General features: G+C 65.8%; 20 protein-coding genes. 15 read left to right on the plus strand and 5 right to left on the minus strand.

All coding sequences use genetic code 11. The features are described 5' to 3' along the window. On the minus strand, positions 1–142 hold a 142-nt coding region (locus tag G3N98_RS07250), incomplete at its 3' end, for an SDR family NAD(P)-dependent oxidoreductase (protein ID WP_131932263.1). A 52-nt stretch (positions 143–194) separates the two neighbouring features. Next, positions 195–935: an acetoacetate decarboxylase gene (locus G3N98_RS07255; RefSeq protein ID WP_039344575.1), complete on the minus strand. Its 741-nt coding sequence runs from the start codon at positions 933–935 to the stop codon at positions 195–197. 441 nt (positions 936–1,376) lie between these two features. Here G3N98_RS07255 and G3N98_RS07260 point away from each other — a divergent pair, with 441 nt between their 5' ends. Further along, the gene (locus G3N98_RS07260) at positions 1,377–1,958 is read left to right on the plus strand and encodes an undecaprenyl-diphosphatase (RefSeq protein WP_206147756.1); all 582 of its coding nucleotides are present in this window, start codon (positions 1,377–1,379) and stop codon (positions 1,956–1,958) included. Positions 1,959–1,984: 26 nt separating this feature from the next. Here G3N98_RS07260 and G3N98_RS07265 read toward each other — a convergent pair whose 3' ends face one another. The 3 genes from G3N98_RS07265 to G3N98_RS07275 all read right to left on the minus strand — a co-directional run bounded on the left by G3N98_RS07265 (position 1,985) and on the right by G3N98_RS07275 (position 3,955). Continuing rightward, a complete protein-coding gene (locus G3N98_RS07265; protein WP_206147757.1) occupies positions 1,985–2,209 on the minus strand; it encodes a hypothetical protein in 225 nt (74 codons plus the stop codon). A 172-nt stretch (positions 2,210–2,381) separates the two neighbouring features. Continuing rightward, a complete protein-coding gene (locus G3N98_RS07270; protein WP_089428704.1) occupies positions 2,382–3,203 on the minus strand; it encodes a siderophore-interacting protein in 822 nt (273 codons plus the stop codon). A gap of 38 nt (positions 3,204–3,241) precedes the next feature. Beyond that, positions 3,242–3,955, minus strand: coding sequence for a PadR family transcriptional regulator (locus G3N98_RS07275; RefSeq protein WP_206147758.1), 714 nt, complete (start codon positions 3,953–3,955; stop codon positions 3,242–3,244). A gap of 632 nt (positions 3,956–4,587) precedes the next feature. Here G3N98_RS07275 and G3N98_RS07280 point away from each other — a divergent pair. From G3N98_RS07280 to G3N98_RS07345, 14 genes are all read left to right on the plus strand, one after another. Beyond that, entirely contained in the window at positions 4,588–6,072 is a 1,485-nt protein-coding gene (locus tag G3N98_RS07280) for an FAD-dependent oxidoreductase (protein ID WP_206147759.1), read from the plus strand. A gap of 10 nt (positions 6,073–6,082) precedes the next feature. Then, positions 6,083–6,742 (plus strand): c-type cytochrome, encoded by a 660-nt coding sequence (locus G3N98_RS07285; RefSeq protein WP_206147760.1) that lies wholly within the window; start codon positions 6,083–6,085, stop codon positions 6,740–6,742. 35 nt (positions 6,743–6,777) lie between these two features. Continuing rightward, positions 6,778–7,452, plus strand: a complete 675-nt coding sequence (locus tag G3N98_RS07290; protein ID WP_206147761.1) for a hypothetical protein — start codon at positions 6,778–6,780, stop codon at positions 7,450–7,452. A gap of 73 nt (positions 7,453–7,525) precedes the next feature. Then, positions 7,526–8,146 carry a TetR/AcrR family transcriptional regulator gene (locus G3N98_RS07295; RefSeq protein WP_206147762.1) on the plus strand — a complete coding sequence of 207 codons (621 nt, stop codon included), beginning with the start codon at positions 7,526–7,528 and terminating at the stop codon, positions 8,144–8,146. Positions 8,147–8,390: 244 nt separating this feature from the next. Continuing rightward, complete coding sequence (locus G3N98_RS07300; protein WP_206147763.1) at positions 8,391–9,224, plus strand: phytanoyl-CoA dioxygenase family protein; 834 nt, start codon at positions 8,391–8,393, stop codon at positions 9,222–9,224. Between the two features lie 16 nt (positions 9,225–9,240). Next, on the plus strand, positions 9,241–9,654 hold the full coding sequence (locus G3N98_RS07305) for a RidA family protein (RefSeq protein ID WP_006480052.1): 414 nt from the start codon (positions 9,241–9,243) through the stop codon (positions 9,652–9,654). 212 nt (positions 9,655–9,866) lie between these two features. Continuing rightward, a complete protein-coding gene (locus G3N98_RS07310; RefSeq protein WP_206147764.1) occupies positions 9,867–11,234 on the plus strand; it encodes a DUF1329 domain-containing protein in 1,368 nt (455 codons plus the stop codon). 76 nt (positions 11,235–11,310) lie between these two features. Further along, the gene (locus G3N98_RS07315; RefSeq protein WP_206147765.1) at positions 11,311–13,155 is read left to right on the plus strand and encodes a DUF1302 domain-containing protein; all 1,845 of its coding nucleotides are present in this window, start codon (positions 11,311–11,313) and stop codon (positions 13,153–13,155) included. Between the two features lie 61 nt (positions 13,156–13,216). After that, entirely contained in the window at positions 13,217–15,577 is a 2,361-nt protein-coding gene (locus tag G3N98_RS07320) for an efflux RND transporter permease subunit (RefSeq protein ID WP_206147766.1), read from the plus strand. Positions 15,578–15,608: 31 nt separating this feature from the next. Then, positions 15,609–15,899 carry a hypothetical protein gene (locus G3N98_RS07325; RefSeq protein ID WP_206147767.1) on the plus strand — a complete coding sequence of 97 codons (291 nt, stop codon included), beginning with the start codon at positions 15,609–15,611 and terminating at the stop codon, positions 15,897–15,899. A 23-nt stretch (positions 15,900–15,922) separates the two neighbouring features. Beyond that, positions 15,923–16,888 carry a YCF48-related protein gene (locus tag G3N98_RS07330; protein ID WP_206147768.1) on the plus strand — a complete coding sequence of 322 codons (966 nt, stop codon included), beginning with the start codon at positions 15,923–15,925 and terminating at the stop codon, positions 16,886–16,888. A gap of 41 nt (positions 16,889–16,929) precedes the next feature. Next, a complete protein-coding gene (locus G3N98_RS07335; RefSeq protein WP_206147769.1) occupies positions 16,930–18,408 on the plus strand; it encodes an FAD-dependent oxidoreductase in 1,479 nt (492 codons plus the stop codon). Further along, complete coding sequence (locus G3N98_RS07340) at positions 18,409–19,080, plus strand: c-type cytochrome (protein WP_206147770.1); 672 nt, start codon at positions 18,409–18,411, stop codon at positions 19,078–19,080. 173 nt (positions 19,081–19,253) lie between these two features. After that, positions 19,254–20,384, plus strand: coding sequence for a DUF5938 domain-containing protein (locus tag G3N98_RS07345; protein ID WP_206147771.1), 1,131 nt, complete (start codon positions 19,254–19,256; stop codon positions 20,382–20,384). Positions 20,385–20,404 lie beyond the last annotated feature (20 nt).

Raw genomic sequence — 20,404 nt, forward strand, 5'->3', positions numbered from 1 at the left:
CGGCGACCGCGTTCGCGCCGTCCTGGTTCAGGTCGGCGATCGCGACGGCCGCGCCCGCTTTCGCGAGCTCGAGTGCGATTTCCTTGCCGATGCCGCTCGCGGCGCCCGTGACGACTGCGGTCTTGCCATTCAGGTTGCTCATGTTCGAATTCCCGTGGTGAAAGGATTGACAGGGAGAAAGGACTGCGGACGTGTTACTGAGCCAGGTAATCGTAGACGACTTCGCCAAGGCCCAGTGTCAAATCTGCGACGATGTGGCGGGCTTCGACGATTTCGAGCACGGGCAGGTCGGCCACGGGCGCGAGCGCATGCGGCGCCAGCTCGAGCGATGCGGGGCCCGTCCACGCGCCCTTCATCTTGATGTCCTGCATGTAGTAGCGCACCAGTTCGCAGACGCGCGCGGTGCCGTCGACGTGCGGGATGATCTTCAGCAGGAAATTGGGGCCGGCGAGACGCCTGGTCTGCTCGTCGATGTCGAGCTCCTTGTGCTTGTAGCCCATCGTGCCGGTGGCGACGCGCACCTTGCCGTAGTCGAGCGTGCCGAGGAGGTGGTCGGTGTTCACGTGCAGCGTGGGCGACGCGAGCTTCTTCGGGAAGCCCCACAACTCGCGGCCGCCGGCGATCGGCGGGTGATCGTCGAGATACATCGCGAGCGTATAGCCGCCCGGCTGGCCGTTGTATTCGACGGGAATCACCTGACCGCTTTCGGTGTAGTCGCCGAAGCCGGTCGAATCGGCCATGCGGATGAATTCGTAATGCACGAGCGGCTCGGTGACCTGCAGCGGCTCGGGGACGATTTCGCGGAGACGGTCCGGATCGGTGCGATACGTGATGATCAGGAACTCACGATCGACGAAACGGTAAGGGCCCATCGGGAAGGCGGGGCTGGTCAACGGCATCGCAAACGCTTTCGATCGGACATCGCTGGGTTTCATGCGGACTCCTTGTTGTTGATCGCTTCGTGGATGAGTGCTCGTAAGCTCGTAATCCTATGCCTGTGCGTTGCCGTTGTGCGATGCCGCATATGGAATTAATTGTTGCCGATTTCGAAGCATTTGCAGCGTAAATATTGAGATGAATGACGCAAACGGTCTGGATGGCACCCGGCGTCCCGATGTTTGCACGCGTCGATGACGCCACGATGTGAAAAAGGTGAGTCTTTACGGGATGCCGGGTGAGCCTTTTCGGGAGACGGTCGCGCGGGAATATGACAAATGTGTGAACTTGTGTTGCAGTGCAGGCTCTAAGCGCGTTCGCGGCGGCGGGCTTCGTCGCGCGGTCGTCTTATTAAGCATCACTTAAGCGGGTGCGCCTTAGCATCGTTCGTAGCAGGCCGGGCAACCGGCCGATTTTTTACGCCCCACGCAACCGGATTCATGCAGACCCTCAATCTCACCCTCTTTTCCGCCATCAACGCCGGGGTTGCGCCGCAGCCGGGCGTGGCCCGCCTCGCCATCTTCGCCGCCGACTGGCTCGTCTATGCGTTGCCCGCGATGCTGCTGCTGACCTGGATCTTCGGCGCGCGCCCGACGCGGCGCCAGGCGATCGAAGCAGGCGTCGGCGTGTGCGTGGCGCTCGCGCTCGCGCAGGTCATCGGACATTTCTGGTTCTCGCCGCGCCCGTTCATGGCGGGCGTCGGCACACAACTGATTCCGCACGCGCCGGACAGCTCGTTTCCGAGCGATCACATGACGTTCGCGTGGAGCATGGCGGTCGGGTTGATGCTCGGCGGCACGACCCGGTTCACCGGGTTCGTGATGGTCGCGATGGCCGCGGCGATTGCATGGGGACGTATCTATGCGGGCGTGCACTGGCCGTTCGACATGGCAGGCGGCGTGCTGGTCGGCACGGCTGGCGCGCTGGCCGCGCACCTGTACGGGCAACGCGTGACCGCGCTGCTCGAACGGCTCGGCGATTCGGTGCATGCCGCCGTGATGGGCCGCCGGCACGCGCCGTAAGCGGCAGGAGAAAGGGCCGGACGCCGTCAGCCGGGTGTCTTGGCCGATTCGGCCGATGCGGACGGGCCAGCGCCTGCATCGTGCAGTTCCGCGGTATCGGCAGGGTGTTGCGCGGCGTCGCGGTCGAGTGCGCTTTCCTTCAGGATCGCGCACATCGCGACGAACAGCGCGAGTACCACCGCGGCAAGGCCGCAATAGCCGGCGATCTTCAGGTTGCGAAGGAACGGCGAAGCGTGGCTTTCTTTTGTCATGACCGGGCGCTCCTGGGCGGGCTGCGGCGGCTGTCGCCCGACAGCGGCGTCGCACCCACAGATATATACCAGTCGCGATAGCGGTGCCAAGCCCGCTGGTGCGCCGACGCCACGATTGTGTCATCGGCCGGCCAACCTCAAGCGGTACCCGTTTGCCGGGCACCCGCATCCATCAGTCTTCCAGCGTTTCGTGCACGGCCGCCGCGCCGCGCTTCCAGTAGGCCGCCGCACGGATGCGCGACTTGTCGACGCCGCGCTCGCCGGTCAGGTGCTGGCGTACCGCGCGCATCGACAGCGCTTCGCCCGCCGCCCACACATAGCCGTCGCCGGACGGCGGCAGCGGCAGGTCGCGCACGGCATTCAGCAGCACGTCGCCATCCGCCGCGTCGGCTTCGGCGCGGAAGCGCCAGATTTCATGCACGTCGGCGCGCGTGTCGAACGCGATCTGCGCGGTGCGATCCGCGACTTCCATCACGACGGCTACACGCGCGCCGGCCGGCAATTCCTCGAGACGCCGCGCGATCGCCGGCAGCGCCGTATCGTCGCCGATCAGCAGGTGCCAGTCGAAACCGGTCGGGACGACGAACGAACCGCGCGGGCCGCCGATGCCGAGCCATTGGCCGACACGTGCCTGGGCGGCCCACTGCGACGCGGGGCCCGGGTGGTTCAGCACGAATTCCAGATCGAGCTCGCCGGCGGCGCGGTCGAAACGGCGCGGCGTGAAGTCGCGCGCGACCGGCTTCGGTTCGCCTTCCGGAAACTCGGGACCGTTGGCACCGAGCGTCGGCAGCACGGGCCGTTCAGCACCGGGCGGCGGGAAAAATACCTTCACGTGATCGTCGAACGACGCGGATTCGAAATCCGCGAGATCGGGGCCGCCGAGCGTGACGCGCAGCAGGTGCGGCGTGACGGTGTGCACGCGCAGGACCTGCAGCAAGCGGAACTTGAGGGTGTGGCGCACGCGGGTCACGGTGCGGTCGGATGTGTTCTGCATCAATCCGTTCTCCTTAGGGTTTGAAGGGGCGGCGCGGATTACGCACCGCTGCCGCCTTCGATTTCAGCCGTCGCGCGGCGCATGATGGCGGCGATGCGGCGCTGTTCGTCGGCGTCGGCGGCGCTCTTGTGCAGCAGCGCCCGCTTGAGTGCGAGGCGCGCCTCGACGAACTCCGGCAGCCAGCCGGCCTGCGACTCGTCCTGCGCTTCGTTGCCCGCCGATTCCCCGGCGAACGCGCGGCGCATGAACTCCATCTTGCGGGCGAGGTGCGTGAGACGCGCGAACAGCGTGTCGACGCGTTCGCGCTGCGCGTCGAGATGCACGCGGCCGGCGTCGGTCAGCGCATAGCGCTTGCGGTTGCCTTCCGCTTGCGACGCGACGAAGCCGACTTCTTCGAGATACGTGAGCGCCGGATACACCATGCCGGGGCTCGGGCTGTAGAAACCGTTCGAACGCGTGTCGAGCGCCTTGATCAGCTCGTAGCCGTGGCTCGGTTGCTCGGCGACCAGCGCGAGCAACAGCAGCTGCAGATCGTCGGAGCTGAACTGGCGGCCGCGCGGCATGCCGTCGTCGCCGAAATCGCCAAAGCCGCCGCGCCCGCCACGGCCACCGAACGGGCCGCCACCGCCGAACGGATCGTGGCCGCGACGATGGCGGCCGATCGCGTACCAGAGACCGGCGAACCCGTCAGGGCGGGCATGCGCACCATGACCGTCGCATCGGGCATGGCCGCGGGAAGGGTTGTGTCGCATGATCGAGTCCTATATGTCGTAAAACATATCTAAAGATATATATCGAAAGATAGGTCGTCAAGGGGATTTATTGGGGCTGGATGGCGGGGGTGAGGAGGGAGCTGGCCGCTTCCTTTAGGTTTGCAGAAAAGGTGACCCTTTTCGCAATATTTGAATCAAGTTATTGAGGGGCGCGATCTATAGCTCGGGTTGATCGTGAGCAGGCTTCTTCTTGAAACTCGTGTCGTTTCCATAGCCGGGTGCCGTTAGGCAACAGCTTCTCAATCGTGCACGGTGCCCCACGCATGAATTGGCATCTTGTGCGTCGAAGCGGCAATATTGTTGCTTTCCATCGCCTTTCAAATGCGTAGCAAGGCACTGTATGACAGGGGAATACCCTGTCTTTTTTTTTTAATCTTGATTTATGTATCATGACCTAACTTTTGCAACATGTACTAATTCGGGGCGCCGGAAAATCCTTATCGGTACAAGGCAGTACGGCGCGTGTACAGGCAGGAATGCGAACCGGCTTCACGCGTCCCCGTTTGGGGGCGGGTGAGGCGGAACGAGATCGCTCCCGTCATCAGATTCTGTGCGAACGATGGCCGCATGCGGCCGCGGTTCGTGCTCATTGCAGGCGTCATTCGCAGATTATGTCCAGGAAGTCATCCACCAGCGGGTCGGCCGACCTGCAGCGCAGGCAGTGGCTCAAGGTCGCGGGCGCGTCGGTCGCGGCGGGCGGTCTCGCACTCGGTGCCGCGCGGGCGAAGGCCGATGCGCCGCCTGCCGCCGCCCACGACGGCGACGTACTCGATGTCGCGATTGTCGGCGCCGGGCTGGCCGGCCTGACGGCCGCGCGCGACCTGCGCGACGCGGGCTGCGAATCCTTCGTCGTGCTCGAGGCGCGCGACCGCGTGGGCGGCCGCACGCTGAACTACGACGTGGGTGGCGGCTATGTGACCGAAGTCGGCGGCCAGTGGATCGGTCCGGGCCAGACGGCGGTCGCCGATCTCGCCCGTGAGCTGGAAGTCGGCACGTTTCCGAGCTACTACGCGGGCAGGACGGTGATTCTCGGCGGCGACGGTCGCGCCGAGATCGATCTGGAGGGTACATTCGGCACCGACGAGGCCGTCGCGGCGAAATTGAGTAGATTGTCGCGCGACGTGCCTACCGGTGCGCCGTGGACGTCGCCGAAGGCCGGCGAACTCGACCGGCTGTCGGTCGGTGACTGGCTTGCGACGCAGGGCATCAAGGCGGAAGACCGGATGGGCTGGAACGCGTCGATCTCGCTGTCGGGCGGCGTCGCGCCAGCGAAGATGGGGCTGCTGCACTTCCTGTCGATGATCAACTCCGCCGATTGCGACTACGCGCAGCTCGACTCGATCAAACGTAGCGCGCAGGAAACCCGCTTCGTCGGCGGCTCGCAGCTTCTCAGCATCCGGATGGCGCAGCAACTGGGCGACAAGGTGCGGCTGTCGTCGCCGGTCCGGCGGATCGTCGGCTGGGATCGCGACATCGTCACGTTGCAGACCGATCGCGGCACGGTGCGCGCGAAAAAGGTCGTGATGGCGCTTCACCCCGCGCTGTGCCACCAGGTGCAGTTCGACCCGCCGCTGCCTGAAAAGCGCCATGCGCTGCAGCGCGCATGGCCGGCCCATTCGCCGGCGCGCAAGACGGCGATGGTCTACCGCCGCCCGTTCTGGCGCGACAAGGGCTTGAACGGCCATATCTTCCAGACCGATGGGCCGGTGTTCTGGGCTTACGACAATTCGCCGCCGGGGGGCGAGATCGGCGTGATCAATGCGTTCGTCCGGAATGCACTGGTGCCGTCAGATCCGCAGGCCGCGAAGCAGATGCACATGGATCTTTATGCGCAGGCATGGGGCGACGAAGCGCGCGCGCCGGTGTCGTACCACGATCGCGACTGGGGGCTCGCCGACCCTTGGACGATCACGTGCGTGTCGGCGATCCCGCCCGGTTTCTGGACCGCGCACGGCGACGCGCTGCGCGCGCCGTGCGGCAACCTGATCTGGTCGGGCACCGAGACCGCGAACATCTGGGCCGGCTACATGGACGGCGCCGTGCGCTCCGGTCACCAAAGCGCGCTTCAGGCGCTCAATGCGCTGCGTCATGCTTAGGATCACGAAGATGAAGAAACGGCTTTTACTGCTCACGGCGGTGGTGGCGATCGGTGCGTTGCTGGCGCTCTACGGCCCGACGCTGCTCGGCTTCTATCGCCTGCAGCGCCATATCGATACGGCCGCACAAGCCGATGATGCCGACGGCGGTCCGTGGCCGCGCGTGACCGACGCGTGCATGAGCTGCCACGGCGTGAAGGGCACGTCGCTCAACCAGGCGTATCCGAGCCTTGCCGGCCAGCCGGCGCAATACGTGGCCGCTCAGCTCCGTGCGTTTGCGGGCGGGCAACGCGCGAACCCGACGATGGGCCCGCTCGCGATGACCATGAGCGAAGCCGAGATCACCCGCCTGGCCGGCTATTACGCGAAGCAGACGCCGCTGGACAACCGCTATTTCAAGCCGGACGCAGGACTGCGCACGAAAGGCGAGCAGCTGGTGACGGGCGGTGCATGCGCGGCCTGCCACGGCGCGCGGCTGACGGGGCAGGCGCAATTCCCGCGTCTGGCCGGGCAGGGCTACGACTATCTGCTCGCGCAGCTCGATGCGTTCGCGAAGGGCTCGCGCAGCGAGGCGACCGGCACGATGCAGCGCGTCGCGCAGGCGATGTCGGCGGACGATCGGGCGGCGGTGGCGACCTATCTCGCGAGCCTCGGCCCCGCCCGGCAGTGAATCAACGGCAGCAATCGACCTCGGGAGTTCGAACCATGGATCACAGATCACTTGTCCTTTGTCTTTCCAGCGCAACGCTTGCGGCGACGACCGGCGTCTACGGCTTCAAGTTCGTGCGCAAGCGTAACTTCCTGATCGGCCTCGAGTGGTGGATCGTGACGATCTCCGCGTCCAACGCGGTGATCTTTTTCGCGACCGAATCGCCGGTGTCGTACTTCATCTCGCACTTTCTCGACGCGTTCTCGCGCGGGTTCGGGATGCCGGTGATCGCGGTCGCCGGCCTGATGGCCGTCACGCACGGCTACCGGCCGTCGATGCGGCAGGACGTGACGTTGTTCGTGCTCGCGACGCTCGGGACGATCGCGCTCGTGGCCGGCGTGTTGCAGCACGCGTTGCCGTACTTCTACGTTGTGATGTGGACGCTGATGTCGATCTATCTCGCGGGGTTCGTGTGGCGGCTCGCGCGCGCTGGTCACGCGTTCCATGCGCTGACGACGACGATCGCGCTCGTCGCTTCGCAGGCGATTGCGTGCATCTACGATTTCTACAAGATCCCCGGCGAGGAAACCAACGTCGTGTTCAATTTCTATGTACTGGCGCTGCTGACCTGGTCGTACCTGACCGTCGCGCTCTATTACGCGTATTGCGCACTGGAGCGGGAGAAGGGGCGCAGTCAGGCCGATGCCGCTGTGTTTTCGTATCCGAAATGAGTCGCTGTACAGATGAAAATGAGGCGGCTCGAACGGGTTGCCGGGCTGGCCGCGGCGATCGCGGAGGGCGCGGATGGACCGGCTTCGCCTGACCTGCGCCGAGCGGCGCGAGGCGGCGCGCGAACGCCTGCTCGACGCCGCGCGCGCGATCTTCGCGGAGAAAGGATACGCGGCCGCGAGTGTCGAAGACATTGCAGTGGCAGCGGGACATACGCGTGGCGCGTTCTACTCGAACTTCCGCGGCAAGGCCGACGTGCTGTTCGAGCGATTGCGACGCGATCAGGACGAGGCTGTCGAGGCGTTGCAGCGGATCGTCGGTTCGCATGAGCCGGACGAGGATGCGCGGCGCACGATGCTTGCGTACTGGCGAAGGGGTACGACGCAGCCTGCATCGCACCCGATGTGGCTCGACGCGCAGCTGCAGGCAGCGCGCGATCCGCAGTTCCGTGCGCGGTTCGGCGCGTTGCTGCGCGACCGGAACGCGCTCGTGGCTGCGTCCATCGACGCGTATGCGGCGCGGGCCCGCATGTCGCTGCCGTTGCCCACGCCGGTGCTGGCGCTCGGCCTGATCGCGCTGTGCGACGGCATGCAGTCGCACGGTGCTGCCGAAGCACGCAGTACCGCCGACACGCTGGCCGATGCGGTACGGGTCGGTTTCATCACACACACGGTGGTCGATCGCGTACGCGGATGAAGGCGCGAAGACGCGGCGGCCGCGCGTTGTCGCGCGCTTGTATGAAGGCCGAAAGCCGATTGTCATGACGGGCCGGCGGCGGGCGGCGACACACGTTCGATCATGTAGACGAAACAGGGAATACCCCGTCTTTTTCTTTTGATTATTTTTGTCATGATGACCTAACATAGTCATCATGTTCTACTGAAGGGCCGGCAATGAAGACGAACCGCCGGTTGTGGCTGAACGAATCGGGAGATAGACGATGGATGCAATGAAGCGAAAAGCGTTCTTCGAGGACGGAGCCGTGCTCATCGAAGGGGTGCTCAACGACGAACAACTCGCGCAATGCCGCGCGGTGTTCGACTGGGGAATGGAGAATCCGGGCCCGATGGCGACGACGCTGCTCGACGGCACCGAATACAAGTCGCACAACGACAACGCGAACCCGTATGCGAAGGAGCGGCTCGACGCGCTGGTCGGTACGCTGCCATTCGGGCAGCTATTCGCTGACCTGTGGGGCTCGAAACACGTGTGGTACTTCGCCGAGGAACTGTTCATGAAGGCCGGCGGCAAGAGCGCACGCTCGCCGTGGCACCAAGATACGTCGTACCTGCCATGGCATGGCATGCACTTCGGCAATGCGTGGATCAGCTTCGAGCACGTGCCGAAGCGCAATGCGCTGGAGATCGTGCGCGGCTCGCATCACGGTGTGCGGCATGACGGCACGACGTTCCAGAACGCCGACGATCCGACCGACCCGCTGCATGGCGGCGACGTGTGGCCGCGCCTGCCGAACATCGAGGCCGAGCGTCGCGCGGCGCCGGATGCATACGACATCCTGTCGTGGGAAACGAAGCCGGGCGACGTGTTGCTGCTTCATCCGGGCGTGCTGCATGGCGGCGGCGCGGTCGACGCGGATTTCCCCGATCGCCACACGCTCGTGCTGCGCTTTTTCGGCGACGACGCGGTGTTCAGCCCGCTGCCTGACGAAAGTCGGTCGGGATTCACGCCGGCCGGCGTGCTGTTCGTCGAAGAACTCGCCGCGCTGAAGGCCGGCGATCCGTTCCGCGCGCCGTGTTTCCGTCAACTCGTCTGAACCGGGAGAACTCATCATGACAGCAACTCCAAAGCGGCAGTCGATCGTGCCGGCCGCGTTCCAGCCGTGGTACGACGCGTACCACTTCTCGCCGGCCACGCGCGTCGGCGACACGATCTGGGTGTCGGGCCAGGTCGGCCTCGACGCGCAGATGCAGCCGGCCGACGGCGTGCAGGCGCAGGCGCGGATCGCGTTCGAGTGCCTGAAGGCGATCCTCGAGGAAGCCGGCGCGAGCCTCGCCGACGTCGTCGAGCTGACGACTTTCCATACGGATCTGCAGCGCGAGACCGAAGGCTTCGCGGCGGTCAAGGACGTCTATTTCCCCGACCGCTACCCGTCGTGGACGGCGGTCGGCGTCACGCAACTGGCGCTGCCGGGGCTGTGCGTTGAGATTCGCGCGGTGGCGGTGGCAGGGTCCGGCAAGGGTTGACGGAAGGCACAGGGGTTTTTCGTCGGATCTGCGTTCCATTCGAATCGTAGTCCTGACGAAATATGCGGGATAGCAATCAGGCGGCAGGCAGCTGGACGGTACCCCGGCCAGCCTCGATCAGGGAGCGACGCCATCGTCGGATGACGATGACGATCGAAACAAACGCGTTTCGTCCGGGATGGACGAGCGAAGGCGGAGCAGGAAGGAGAACCATGATGAAGAAGCATCGTTTCTGGACCACGTCCGCGATCGCGGCCGCTGCATGTGTCGCGATCGGCACCGCCGTCGCGGCGGACGACCTGACGCCGGCCGGCGCCGACCGCTCGGCGAGCAAGGACGGCGCGGTGCCGGCCTATGCCGGCAAGCAGTCGCCCGACGCCGGCTGGGAGTGGGGCAAGGTACGCGGCGATTTCTGGAAGCACCGCAACGAGAAGCCGCTCTACTCGATCGACGCGGCGAACGTCGACAAGTATGCGGACAAGCTGTCGCCCGGCCAGGTCGCGTTGATCAAGCAGAAGAAGGGCTACCGGATGGACGTCTACCCGTCCCACCGTGAATGCCAGTTGCCGGATGCCGCCGAGCAGAACTCGAAGGCGAACCTCACGGCCGCGAAGCTGGATGCGAGCGGCGAAAACCTCGCCGCGGCCGCGTTGCCGGGCGTGCCGTTTCCGCAACCGAAAAGCGGCATCGAAGCGATCCTGAACTACGAGATGCGCTATCGCGGCGAAGGCGTCGAATGGGCGCAGGTCGCCACGAGCATTTCGCCGCGCCCCGGCGGCAGCGAATGGATCGACGCGGTCGGTCCGCAGACGTTCTACTTCCCGTCGGCCAAGCTCGGCAAGACATCGCCGCAGGACGTTGACCAGTTGAGCGCCGCCGTCTACTTCCAGATGAACTCACCGGCCGCGCTGGCCGGGCAGGCCTTCGTCCAGCGGCAGTACTTCAACAAGGACTCGGAAACCTACTACTACTTCCCGGGCCAGCGCCGCGTGCGACGCATGCCGGCCTATACGCACGACGCGCCGTTGATCGGCTTCGAGAACCAGTACCTGATCGACGAGGCCAACATGATCAATGGCTCGCTCGACCGGTTCAACTGGAAGCTGGTCGGCAAGAAGGAAATGCTCGTCCCGTACAACGCGTTCGGCATGTACCGGTTCAAGAGCAAGCTGCACGACGTCGCGACGCCCGACGGCCTCGGCGCTGCGAACCGTCGCTACGAAACGCATCGCGTATGGGTCGTCGAGGCGACGCTGAAGCCGAGCGCGCGACACGTCGCGTCGAAGAAGGTGTTCTATCTCGACGAAGACAGCTGGCTCGCGCTCGTCGGCGAGGACTACGACGCGCAGGGCAAATTGTGGAAGGTGCGGGAAAGCTACCCGATTCCGGTGTGGGAGCTCGGCGGCACCTGCGACAACGAACCGCTCGCGCAGTACGACATGATCAATGGCCGCTATGTGTTCGATGCGTCGTCGATCGGCCAGGGCAAGGACATTCGCTGGTTCGGTCAGGCCGACGATCCGCGCTTCAAGCAGGATTTCTACACGGCGGAATCGCTGCGCTCGGTCAGCGAACGTTGACGGTGACAGGCTGACGGATACAAGGACCGGCGCGCAACGATCGTGCGCCGGCATCGAACAGGGGCGGAGGTGGATCATGGAATCGGCAAGATTGTTGAGGAATGCTACGGTATCGATGGCGATCGCGGGGGCTGCGACGTCGAGCGCCTATGCGTACGATTTCACGATGGGAGGCGGAAACCTGCAAGGCTCGTGGGTGACGAACCTGACGGCCGGCGCCGGTATTCGCACCAAAAACCCGAGCTGCTCGCTCACCGGCGACCCGAACGCATTCGGCTGCGGCGCGGCCGCGAACACCAACCAGTGGGGTTACGCGGACAACGGTGACTTGAACTACCGAAAGGGCCAGCCGTTCAGCACCTACATCAGCGCGACCAGCGAGCTGCTGCTGAAGATGCCGAGCGAAGGGCTGAAGTTTATGGTGCGCGGCACCGGCATGTACGACTTCCTCGCCGGCAATACGAACCGCACGCCGTTGTCGAGCACGGCGGCCGCGCAGGTCGTCTACAACGCGCAACTGCTCGACCTGTGGGCGCAGAAGGATTTCACGGTCGGCGGGCGCAACGCGCACGTGCGGCTCGGCAACCAGGTCATCAACTGGGGCGAGAGCATGTTCGCGCAGAGCGGCATCAACGCGACGAACTCCATCGACACGCAGAAGCTGCTGATCCCCGGCTCGCAGCTCAAGCAGGCGCTGCTGCCGGCGCCGATGGTGAGCCTCGCTGCCGACCTGTCGCACGGGTTCAGCACCGAGGCCTACTACCAGTTCCAGTGGAACGGCAACCGCTACCCGCCGGTCGGCTCGTACTGGTCGGTGACGAACGGTTTCGGCCGTGGTGCCGAGCCGTTCACGATCAACACGAACAACCTGAACGTGACCGGACCGAGCGCCGGCACGATCGCGAACGCGATCGGCGGATCGGGCGCGGCGGGCAACCAGGACACGCTCAACGCGATCAAGAACGGACTCGTGAACGGTACCTACGCCGGGCCGCCGTTCAACGACATCGGTTTGCCAAGCACGACGAACCTGCCGGCGAAATACCGGCCGCAGTTCGGCGTGAAGTTCAACTACGCGCCGCGCTCCTTCGACGCGAACTTCGCGTTCTACTACCTGAACTACACCGACAAGTCGCCGGTGCTCGCGTCGCTCGCGAACGGCACCGAGCAATGGTCGTATCTCGGCCGGCGCCAGTTGTTCGGCGTCAGCGCGAACTTCGGCGTCGGCCCGTGGGCGATCGGCACCGAGTTGTCGTACCGGCCGCGCGATGCGGTCGCGCTGTCGAGCTGCTACGGCGCGGGCGGCCCGCTCGACCTGAACACGAACGGCGTGGCCGGTGTGGACTGCCCGCAATGGGTCGACAAGAAGAAGTTCCAGTACGACATCAACGGGCTGCTCGCGCTCACGCGCAGCGAGTACCCGTTCCTGAAACTGATCGGCGCTGATTCGGCCGCGCTGACTTGGGAACTGACGTGGATCTATTACCCGGGGCTGAGCTCGAGCGGCGTCACGCGCACGGTCGGCGGGCAGACCGTCACGCAGGTACCGCAGGCCGGCTACCTGCCGTGGCTGAACAACGGGTCGGCGGCCGGCTATCCGATCGGAATGGGCCAGGGTACGTCGAGCTCGGTGGGCGCGACGATCGACTTCAACTGGACCTATGACGGCTCGCTGATTCCCGGCTGGCAGGTCACGCCGGGCGTCACATTCAGCACCGGCCTGTACGGCTACACGCCGACCTTCACCGCGAATTACATGCAGGGTGCGAAGTCGGTGAATGTCTACGTGCTGTTCAACCAGAACCCGCCGAACTGGCAGGCTGGCATCAATTTCACCGCGTTCTGGGGCGGCCACAACACGGTGGGCCAGCCTTATGCGGACCGCAATTTCGTCGGCTTGTTCGTCACGCGGAATTTCTGACGGCGTCGGGTGGCAGGTGGCAGGTGGCGTACGCCACCGGAATACATGAAGGGGTAACGTCGTGCTCAATCGTCTGGTCAGTCGCCTGGAAAGGCTTTTCTTCGGTCACCGCGCGATCGTGCTCGCGGCGATCGCGTTGTTCACCGTTGCGATGGCCGTGTTCGCCGTGCAACTGCGCATGGATGCCGGTTTCGAAAAGCAGATGCCGATCGGGCACGAGTACATCCGCACGTTCCAGCAATACCGGAACGACCTGCTCGGCGCGAACCGGATCACGGTGGTCGTGCGCGCCAAGCACGGCTCGATCTGGTCGAAACAGGGGTTGACGCGGCTGTACGACGTCACGCAGGCCGTCACGTACCTCCCGAACGTCGACCGGATCGGCGTGCGCTCGTTGTGGACGCCGAACGCGTTCGTCAACGAAGTGACCGACGAAGGGTTTCGCGCGGAGCCGATCATTCCGGGCACGGTCACGCCCGACCAGTTGACGCCGGAGCGCGTGCAGAGCATTCGCCGTGCGACGACGCTTGGCGGCTACGTCGGCACGCTCGTGTCGCACGGCGAGGACAGCGCGATGATCACGGCCGAGCTGAACGAGCGCGACAGCGCCGGCAAGGTGCTCGACTACGTGGCGTTCAATCACCTGCTCGAAGAGAAGATCCGCAAGCCGTTCGAGGATGTCGGCTACGAGATCCAGATCATCGGCTTCGCGAAACAGATCGGCGATATCGCCGACGGCGCGACGGCCGTGCTCGGCTTCTGCGCGGTCGCGCTGCTGCTGACTACGCTCGCGGTGTACTGGTACTGCCATTCAGTGCGCTTCACGGCGCTGCTGGTCGCGTGCTCGCTCACGTCGCTCGTGTGGCAGTTCGGCACCTTGAAGCTGCTCGGCTTCGGGCTCGATCCGCTCGCGGTGCTCGTGCCGTTCCTCGTGTTCGCGATCGGCGTGTCGCATGGCGTGCAGCAGGTGAACTTCATTGTCCGCGAGATCGCGCACGGGCAGAGTTCGTTCGATGCGGCGCGCCACAGCTTCAGCGGCCTGCTGATCCCTGGCGTGCTCGCGCTGATTACCGCGTTCGTGTCGTTCATCACGTTGTTGCTGATCCCGATCCCGATGGTGCGCGAGCTGGCGATCACCGCGTCGCTCGGCGTCGCGTACAAGATCGTGACGAACCTGATCCTGCTGCCGGTCGCGGCATCGTGCTTCAACTTCACGAAAACCTACGCGGACAACTCGCTGAAGCGCGCGCAGCAGCGTGCGAAGCCGCTGCGCGTGCTCGCCCGCGTGGCGGAGCCGAAGTACGCGGGCGTCACCGTCGCGCTGACGGTGGCGATCTTCGCGCTCGCCGCGTGGCAAAGCCGCGATCGCGTGATCGGCACGCTGCAGCCGGGCGCGCCGGAGCTGCGCGCGGACGCGCGCTTCAACCGCGACGCGACGTCGATTGCCGGCAACTACGACATGGGCCTGGACTGGCTGACGGTGGCGATCGAATCGACCGGCAAGGCGTGCGACAACCCGGCGGTCGGCCTGTATGAGGACGACTTTTCGGCGGCGATGAAGACCGAGCCGGGCGTCGTGTCGGTGCAGTCGTATTCGGCGATGCTGCGCGCGTACAACCAGGGCTACAACGAGGACTTCCCGAAGATGAACGTCGTGCCGATCGCCGCCGAGAACTACGGCGCGGTATCGGTCGACGTGTCGCGCTTGAAGGGCTTCATGAGCCGCGACTGCGGGATGACGGCCGTGCACCTGTTCCTGACCGACCACAAGGCGACGACGATCAACCGCATCATCGACGACGTGAAGCAATACCGCGCGTCGCATCCGTTCCCGGGCATCACGGTGCGGCTCGCCGCAGGCAACGCGGGCGTGCTCGCCGCGACCAATGACGAAGTCGAGAAGAGCGAGCTGCCGATGATGCTCTACGTGTATGCGGCGATCCTGATCCTCGTGTTTCTCGCATACCGCGACTGGCGCGCGATGCTCGCGTGCTGCGTGCCGCTATCGGTCGCCACCTTCATCGGCTACTGGTTCATGAAGGAGCTGCAAATCGGGCTGACGGTCGCGACGTTGCCGGTGATGGTGCTGGCGGTGGGCATCGGCGTCGATTACGCGTTCTACATCTACAACCGGCTGCAGGTGCATCTGGCGGGCGGGCAGGACATCGTGAAGGCCGTGCAGCACGCGATGCTCGAAGTGGGTGTGGCGACCATCTTCACGGCCATCACGCTGGCGATCGGCGTCGCGACGTGGAGCTTCTCGGCGCTCAAGTTCCAGGCCGACATGGGCAAGCTGCTCGCGTTCATGTTCGTCGTGAACCTCGTGATGGCGATGACCGCGCTGCCCGCGCTCGCGTCGCTGCTCGAGCGCTGGTTCCCGCGCCGTAAGCCGGCTCGCGCACCGGGCCTGTTCAGCCACTGAAGCTGACCAACATCCTGACGGAGATCCGGTCATGGTCAAGACCCTAGCTGTTTGCGGTGCGCTTTGCCTTTCGGCGGCTGCCTTCGAACGAATCCATGAAGCGGTCACTGTCCGGCCTGCGCACGCGCCGACGCATGCGTTCGCGACCGATTCAACACGCGTCGCCGTGCGCCACGCGACGTTTGATGCACGGGGCGTCGCTCCGTCGTCGACCGACGACAGCGCCGAACGGCAGGCCGCGGCCGCGCAAGTTGCGGACAAGCCACCGGTCGTTGCGCTCGGCGTAGCGAATTCCGGCTGGTCGGCCTTGTTCACCCACTGATGTCCGCTCCCACGGAGACTCCCATGATCAAGACGCTAGCTGCCTGTATCGCGCTCTGCGCTGCCGCGACGGCCTTCGCGCAATCCCCGGACGGAACGATCGCGGCCTGGGCCGCGAAGCCTGCGCACGCGTGGGCCGCACCGGCACACATGATGCTGATGGACGCGACCCGAGCGGGCTCGCGGATCGTCGCGGTCGGCGAACACGGCATCGTGTTGCTGTCCGACGACGGCAAGACCTGGCGGCAGGCGCGGCGCGTGCCGGTAGCGGCGACGCTGTCGGCCGTGTCGTTCGCGGACGCGAAACACGGCTGGGCCGTCGGCCAGTGGGGCGCGATTCTCGCGACCGACGACGGCGGCGACACCTGGGTCACGCAGCGGCTCGATACGTCCGTCGACCAGCCGCTGTTCTCGGTGCTGTTCACGAACGCGCGGGACGGTATTGCCGTCGGCCTGTGGTCGCTGATGCTGCAGACGCACGACGGCGGCAAGACGTGGACGCGCACGACGCTGCCGAAGCCACCGGGCGGCGGCAAGGCCGACCGCAATCTCTATCGCGCGTTCGCCGACGCCGCGCAGGCGCTTTACATCGTGTCCGAACAGGGGATGGTGCTCAAGTCGGCCGACGGCGGTGCGAACTGGACCTATCTGCCGACGGGCGGCAAGGGCACGTTGTGGTCGGGCGTCGCGATGCCCGACGGCCGGATCGTGGTCGGCGGGCTGCTCGGCAGTCTGTTCGAAAGCCGCGACGGCGGCACGACGTGGGCCGCGCTGAACATCGGCACGCGCAGTTCGATCACGGATCTCGTCGCCACCGGCGGCGGGCTGGTCGGCGTCGGCCTCGACGGGCTGACGTTCGCGCAACGCGTGGCAGGCGGCCCGTTCGACGTCGCACAGCGCGCAGATCGCGCGACGCTCACCGCAGCGCTGATCGATACGCGCGGCAAGCCGGTGCTGTTTTCGCAAGACGGCGTGCTGGCTGCGCCATGAGTTGAATCAGCAACAAGGCAAGGAAGAACGGAGTACGCAAAATGAAGAGCAAGGACAAGCCGGACATGCAGGCCCGGCGGCGGATATTGCGCGTCGCGGCGGCGGGTGCCGCGTCGCTGGCGGCCGGCGAGGTGTCGTTCGCCGAAGGCGCGGCGTCGGCATCCGCCGATCGCGGCGTGATCGATGTCGTCGTCATCGGCGCCGGGCTCGCGGGGCTGACCGCCGCGCGTGACCTGAATCGCGCCGGATGCGAATCGTTCGTCGTGGTCGAGGCGCGCGATCGCGTCGGCGGGCGGACCTACAACCACGATCTCGGCCATGGTGTGGTGTCCGAAGCTGGCGGCCAGTGGATGGGGCCTGGGCAGACGGCGATCGCTGATCTCGCCCGCGAACTCGGCGTCGATACGTTCCCGACGTATTACGCGGGGAAGACCGTCGTGCTGGCCGGCGACGCGCGCGTTGCCCAGGATTTCCACGGCGGCTCGGGCGGCGACGACACACTCGGCGCGAAGCTCGGTGCACTCGCCCGCGGCGTGCCGTCGCGCGAACCGTGGACCGCGCAGCACGCGGCGGAGCTCGACAAGCTCACCTACGGCGACTGGCTGCTCAAGCAGGGCGTGACCTACGAGGACGGCTACTTCCTCGGCCTCGCGGCAAAGCTGTCGCTCGGCGGCGCACCGGCGCAGCTCGGGTTGCTGCACTACCTGTCGATGATCAACAGCGCCGATTGCGACTACGCGAAGCTCGAATCGACCAAGGGCGGCGCACAGGAAACGCGCTTCGTCGGCGGCTCGCAGGTGTTGAGCCTACGGATGGCGAGCGAACTCGGCGCGAAGGTGCAGCTGTCCTGCCCGGTGCGCAAGATCTCGGGCTGGGATCGCGACGTGGTCGACGTGCAGACCGATCGCGGCGTGCTGCGCGCGCGGCGCGTGATCGTCGCGCTCAATCCGGCGCTGTGCCAGCAGATCGCGTTCGATCCGCCGCTGCCGGACGGGCGCGCGCAGTTGCAGCGGAACTGGCCGGCGAATGCGCCGATGCGCAAGACGGTGCACGTGTACGACCGGCCGTTCTGGCGCGATGACGGCTACAACGGACAGATCTTCGAAGTCGGCGGCCCGGTGTTCATGGCGTACGACAACTCGCCACCGGACGGCTCGATCGGCGTGCTCGCCGCGTTCGTCGCACCGGGCGCGCTGCCGGCGGAGCCGAAGGCGGCCGAACGGACGCTGTCGGCCATCTTTGCGCGTGCACTCGGCGACAAGGCGCTGCATCCGACGCAGTTCCACGACTACGACTGGGGCCGTGTCGATCCGTGGACGCTACAGTGCATCCACCCGCTTCCGCCCGGGTTCTGGACGAAATGGGGCAAGTTCCTGCGCCCGGAAGCTGGCCGGCTGATCTGGTCGGGCACCGAGACGGCCGACCTGTGGCCTGGTGCGATGGATGGCGCGGTGCGCTCCGGGCATCGTGCGGCGCTGCAGGCGCTCGGCAAACTGGCCGGCCGCGGCGGGGAGGCCTGAATGAAACGAATCTGGATGATCGGTGCGGCGCTGGCGTTGGCGGGCGGCGTGGCGGCAGGCGTGCTGTACGGACCGGACCTGGTCGACGGCATGCATTACCAGAAGGCGATGGCCGCGATCGGCGAAGCCGACAAGGGCAGCGGCGGCGCGTGGCCGCAGCCTCAGGAGACGTGCTTCTTCTGCCACGGCGTGCACGGACAGTCGCAGAACGCGTGGTATCCGTCGCTATCCGGCCAGCCGGCCACGTATATCGCCGCGCAACTGCGCGCGTTCGCCGCGGACCAGCGCCGCAACGCGTACATGGGGCCGCTTTCTCGCGAACTCGACGACGCGAAGATCGCCGCGCTGGCGACCTACTTCGCGCGACAGGCGCCGGCGCGTAACGAGCCCGTGCCGGCCGACGCGGCGCTCGACAGGCGGGGAATGGCGCTCGTGGAGGCGCGAAGCTGCCGCGCGTGTCACGGCGCGGCGTTGACGGGCAAGGATCCGGCCCCGCGCCTCGCGGGCCAGGGGCAGCTTTACCTGGAGACGCAACTGACGGCGTTCCGCTCGGGCGAGCGGCACGATCCGACCGGTGCGATGAACGGATTGGCCGCGACGTTGTCGGGCGACGACACGCGCGCCGTTGCGCACTATCTGGCCGGCCTGTCGCCGGACGGGGCGGCCAGATGATGCGCGAAACATGTCAGGGCCGGGAATACCCTGCCTTTTTCTTTACGCTTTACTTTGTCATAGTGACCTAAGATTGGTAATGTGTTCTATAAAAGAACGCGCCGGATACGAAGCAGCAGTACCCGACTTTGAACCGCACCGGTTCTCGACAATTCACGTTTCAGGAGACAAGCATGGCTAAGCATCCCGTCGTCGTTTATGGCGCAAGCGGTTACACCGGCATGTTGATCATGGACTGGCTGATCGACCAGAACATCCCGTTCACGGCGGTCGCGCGCAATGCGGGCCGCGCGAAGGAAATGATGGCGCAGCGCGTCGTGCGCCTCGAATCCGCGCAATACGAAATCATCGAAGCGGAGCACGACGTCGATGCGCTCGTGAAGGCGTTCAGCGGGGCAAAGGTGGTGTGCAACACGGTCGGGCCGTTCTCGAGCTTCGGGCTCGTCGGCGTCGAGGCCGCGCTGAAGGCCGGCTGTCACCACCTCGATACGACCGGCGAACAGTCGTATATCCGCGCCGTGCGCGACCAGTTCGGCGAGCAGTACCGCCAGGCCGGCCTGCTGGTGTCGTCGTCGAACGCGTACATGTACACGTACGCCGAGATCGCCGCCGAGCTCGCGCTCGAAACGCCGGGCATCGATGCGCTTGAGACCGCCACGCTGACGCGCGGCCCGCGCGGCGCGGCCGGCGTGAGTATCGGCTCGACCGCGACGATCTTCGACGGCGCGCGCCACGAGTCCTGCTACCTGTGGGAGAAGGCGCTCGTGCCGCACGCAGCGGACGCATCGTTCACCGTCGCGACGCCGGAGCTGATGCAGCCGGTCTTCTGCCTGCCGTGGGGCGGCACGTCGCTGCCCGTCTATTTCGAGCACGATGCGCGTGTGCGCAGCTGCATCTCGTGCGTGGGTTTCTACGACAACAACGTGATGAAGCTGGTGCACCAGTTCGGGCAGAAGTGGGAAGCCGAATACAAGCACCTGCCGCGCGAGCAGCAGGACGAAGTGCTGAAGCAGGTCGTCGCGTCGACCACGCCGACGATGCCGCCGCGCGAGCGCACGACGATCCAGCGCAGCGTCGACTTCGCGATCGGCCGCGGCCAGCTCGCGTCGGTGCGCGCGACCGTGCACGGCGTCACGCCGTACATCTCGACGGGCGCGATTCATGCGGCCGGCGTGCTCAAGCTGCTCGACGGCGACATCGCGCGCACGGGCTTCGCATCGGGCTCGAAAGCATTCGGCCATCGCTACCTGCTCGGTTTCCTCGAACAGCGCGGGCTTGCGCGCGCGACGGTCACGCAACTGTGACGGCCGCCGCCGCACCGGTA

Origin of the sequence: Burkholderia sp. Tr-20390 (assembly GCF_017104595.1) — a bacterium.
Classification (GTDB): domain Bacteria; phylum Pseudomonadota; class Gammaproteobacteria; order Burkholderiales; family Burkholderiaceae; genus Burkholderia.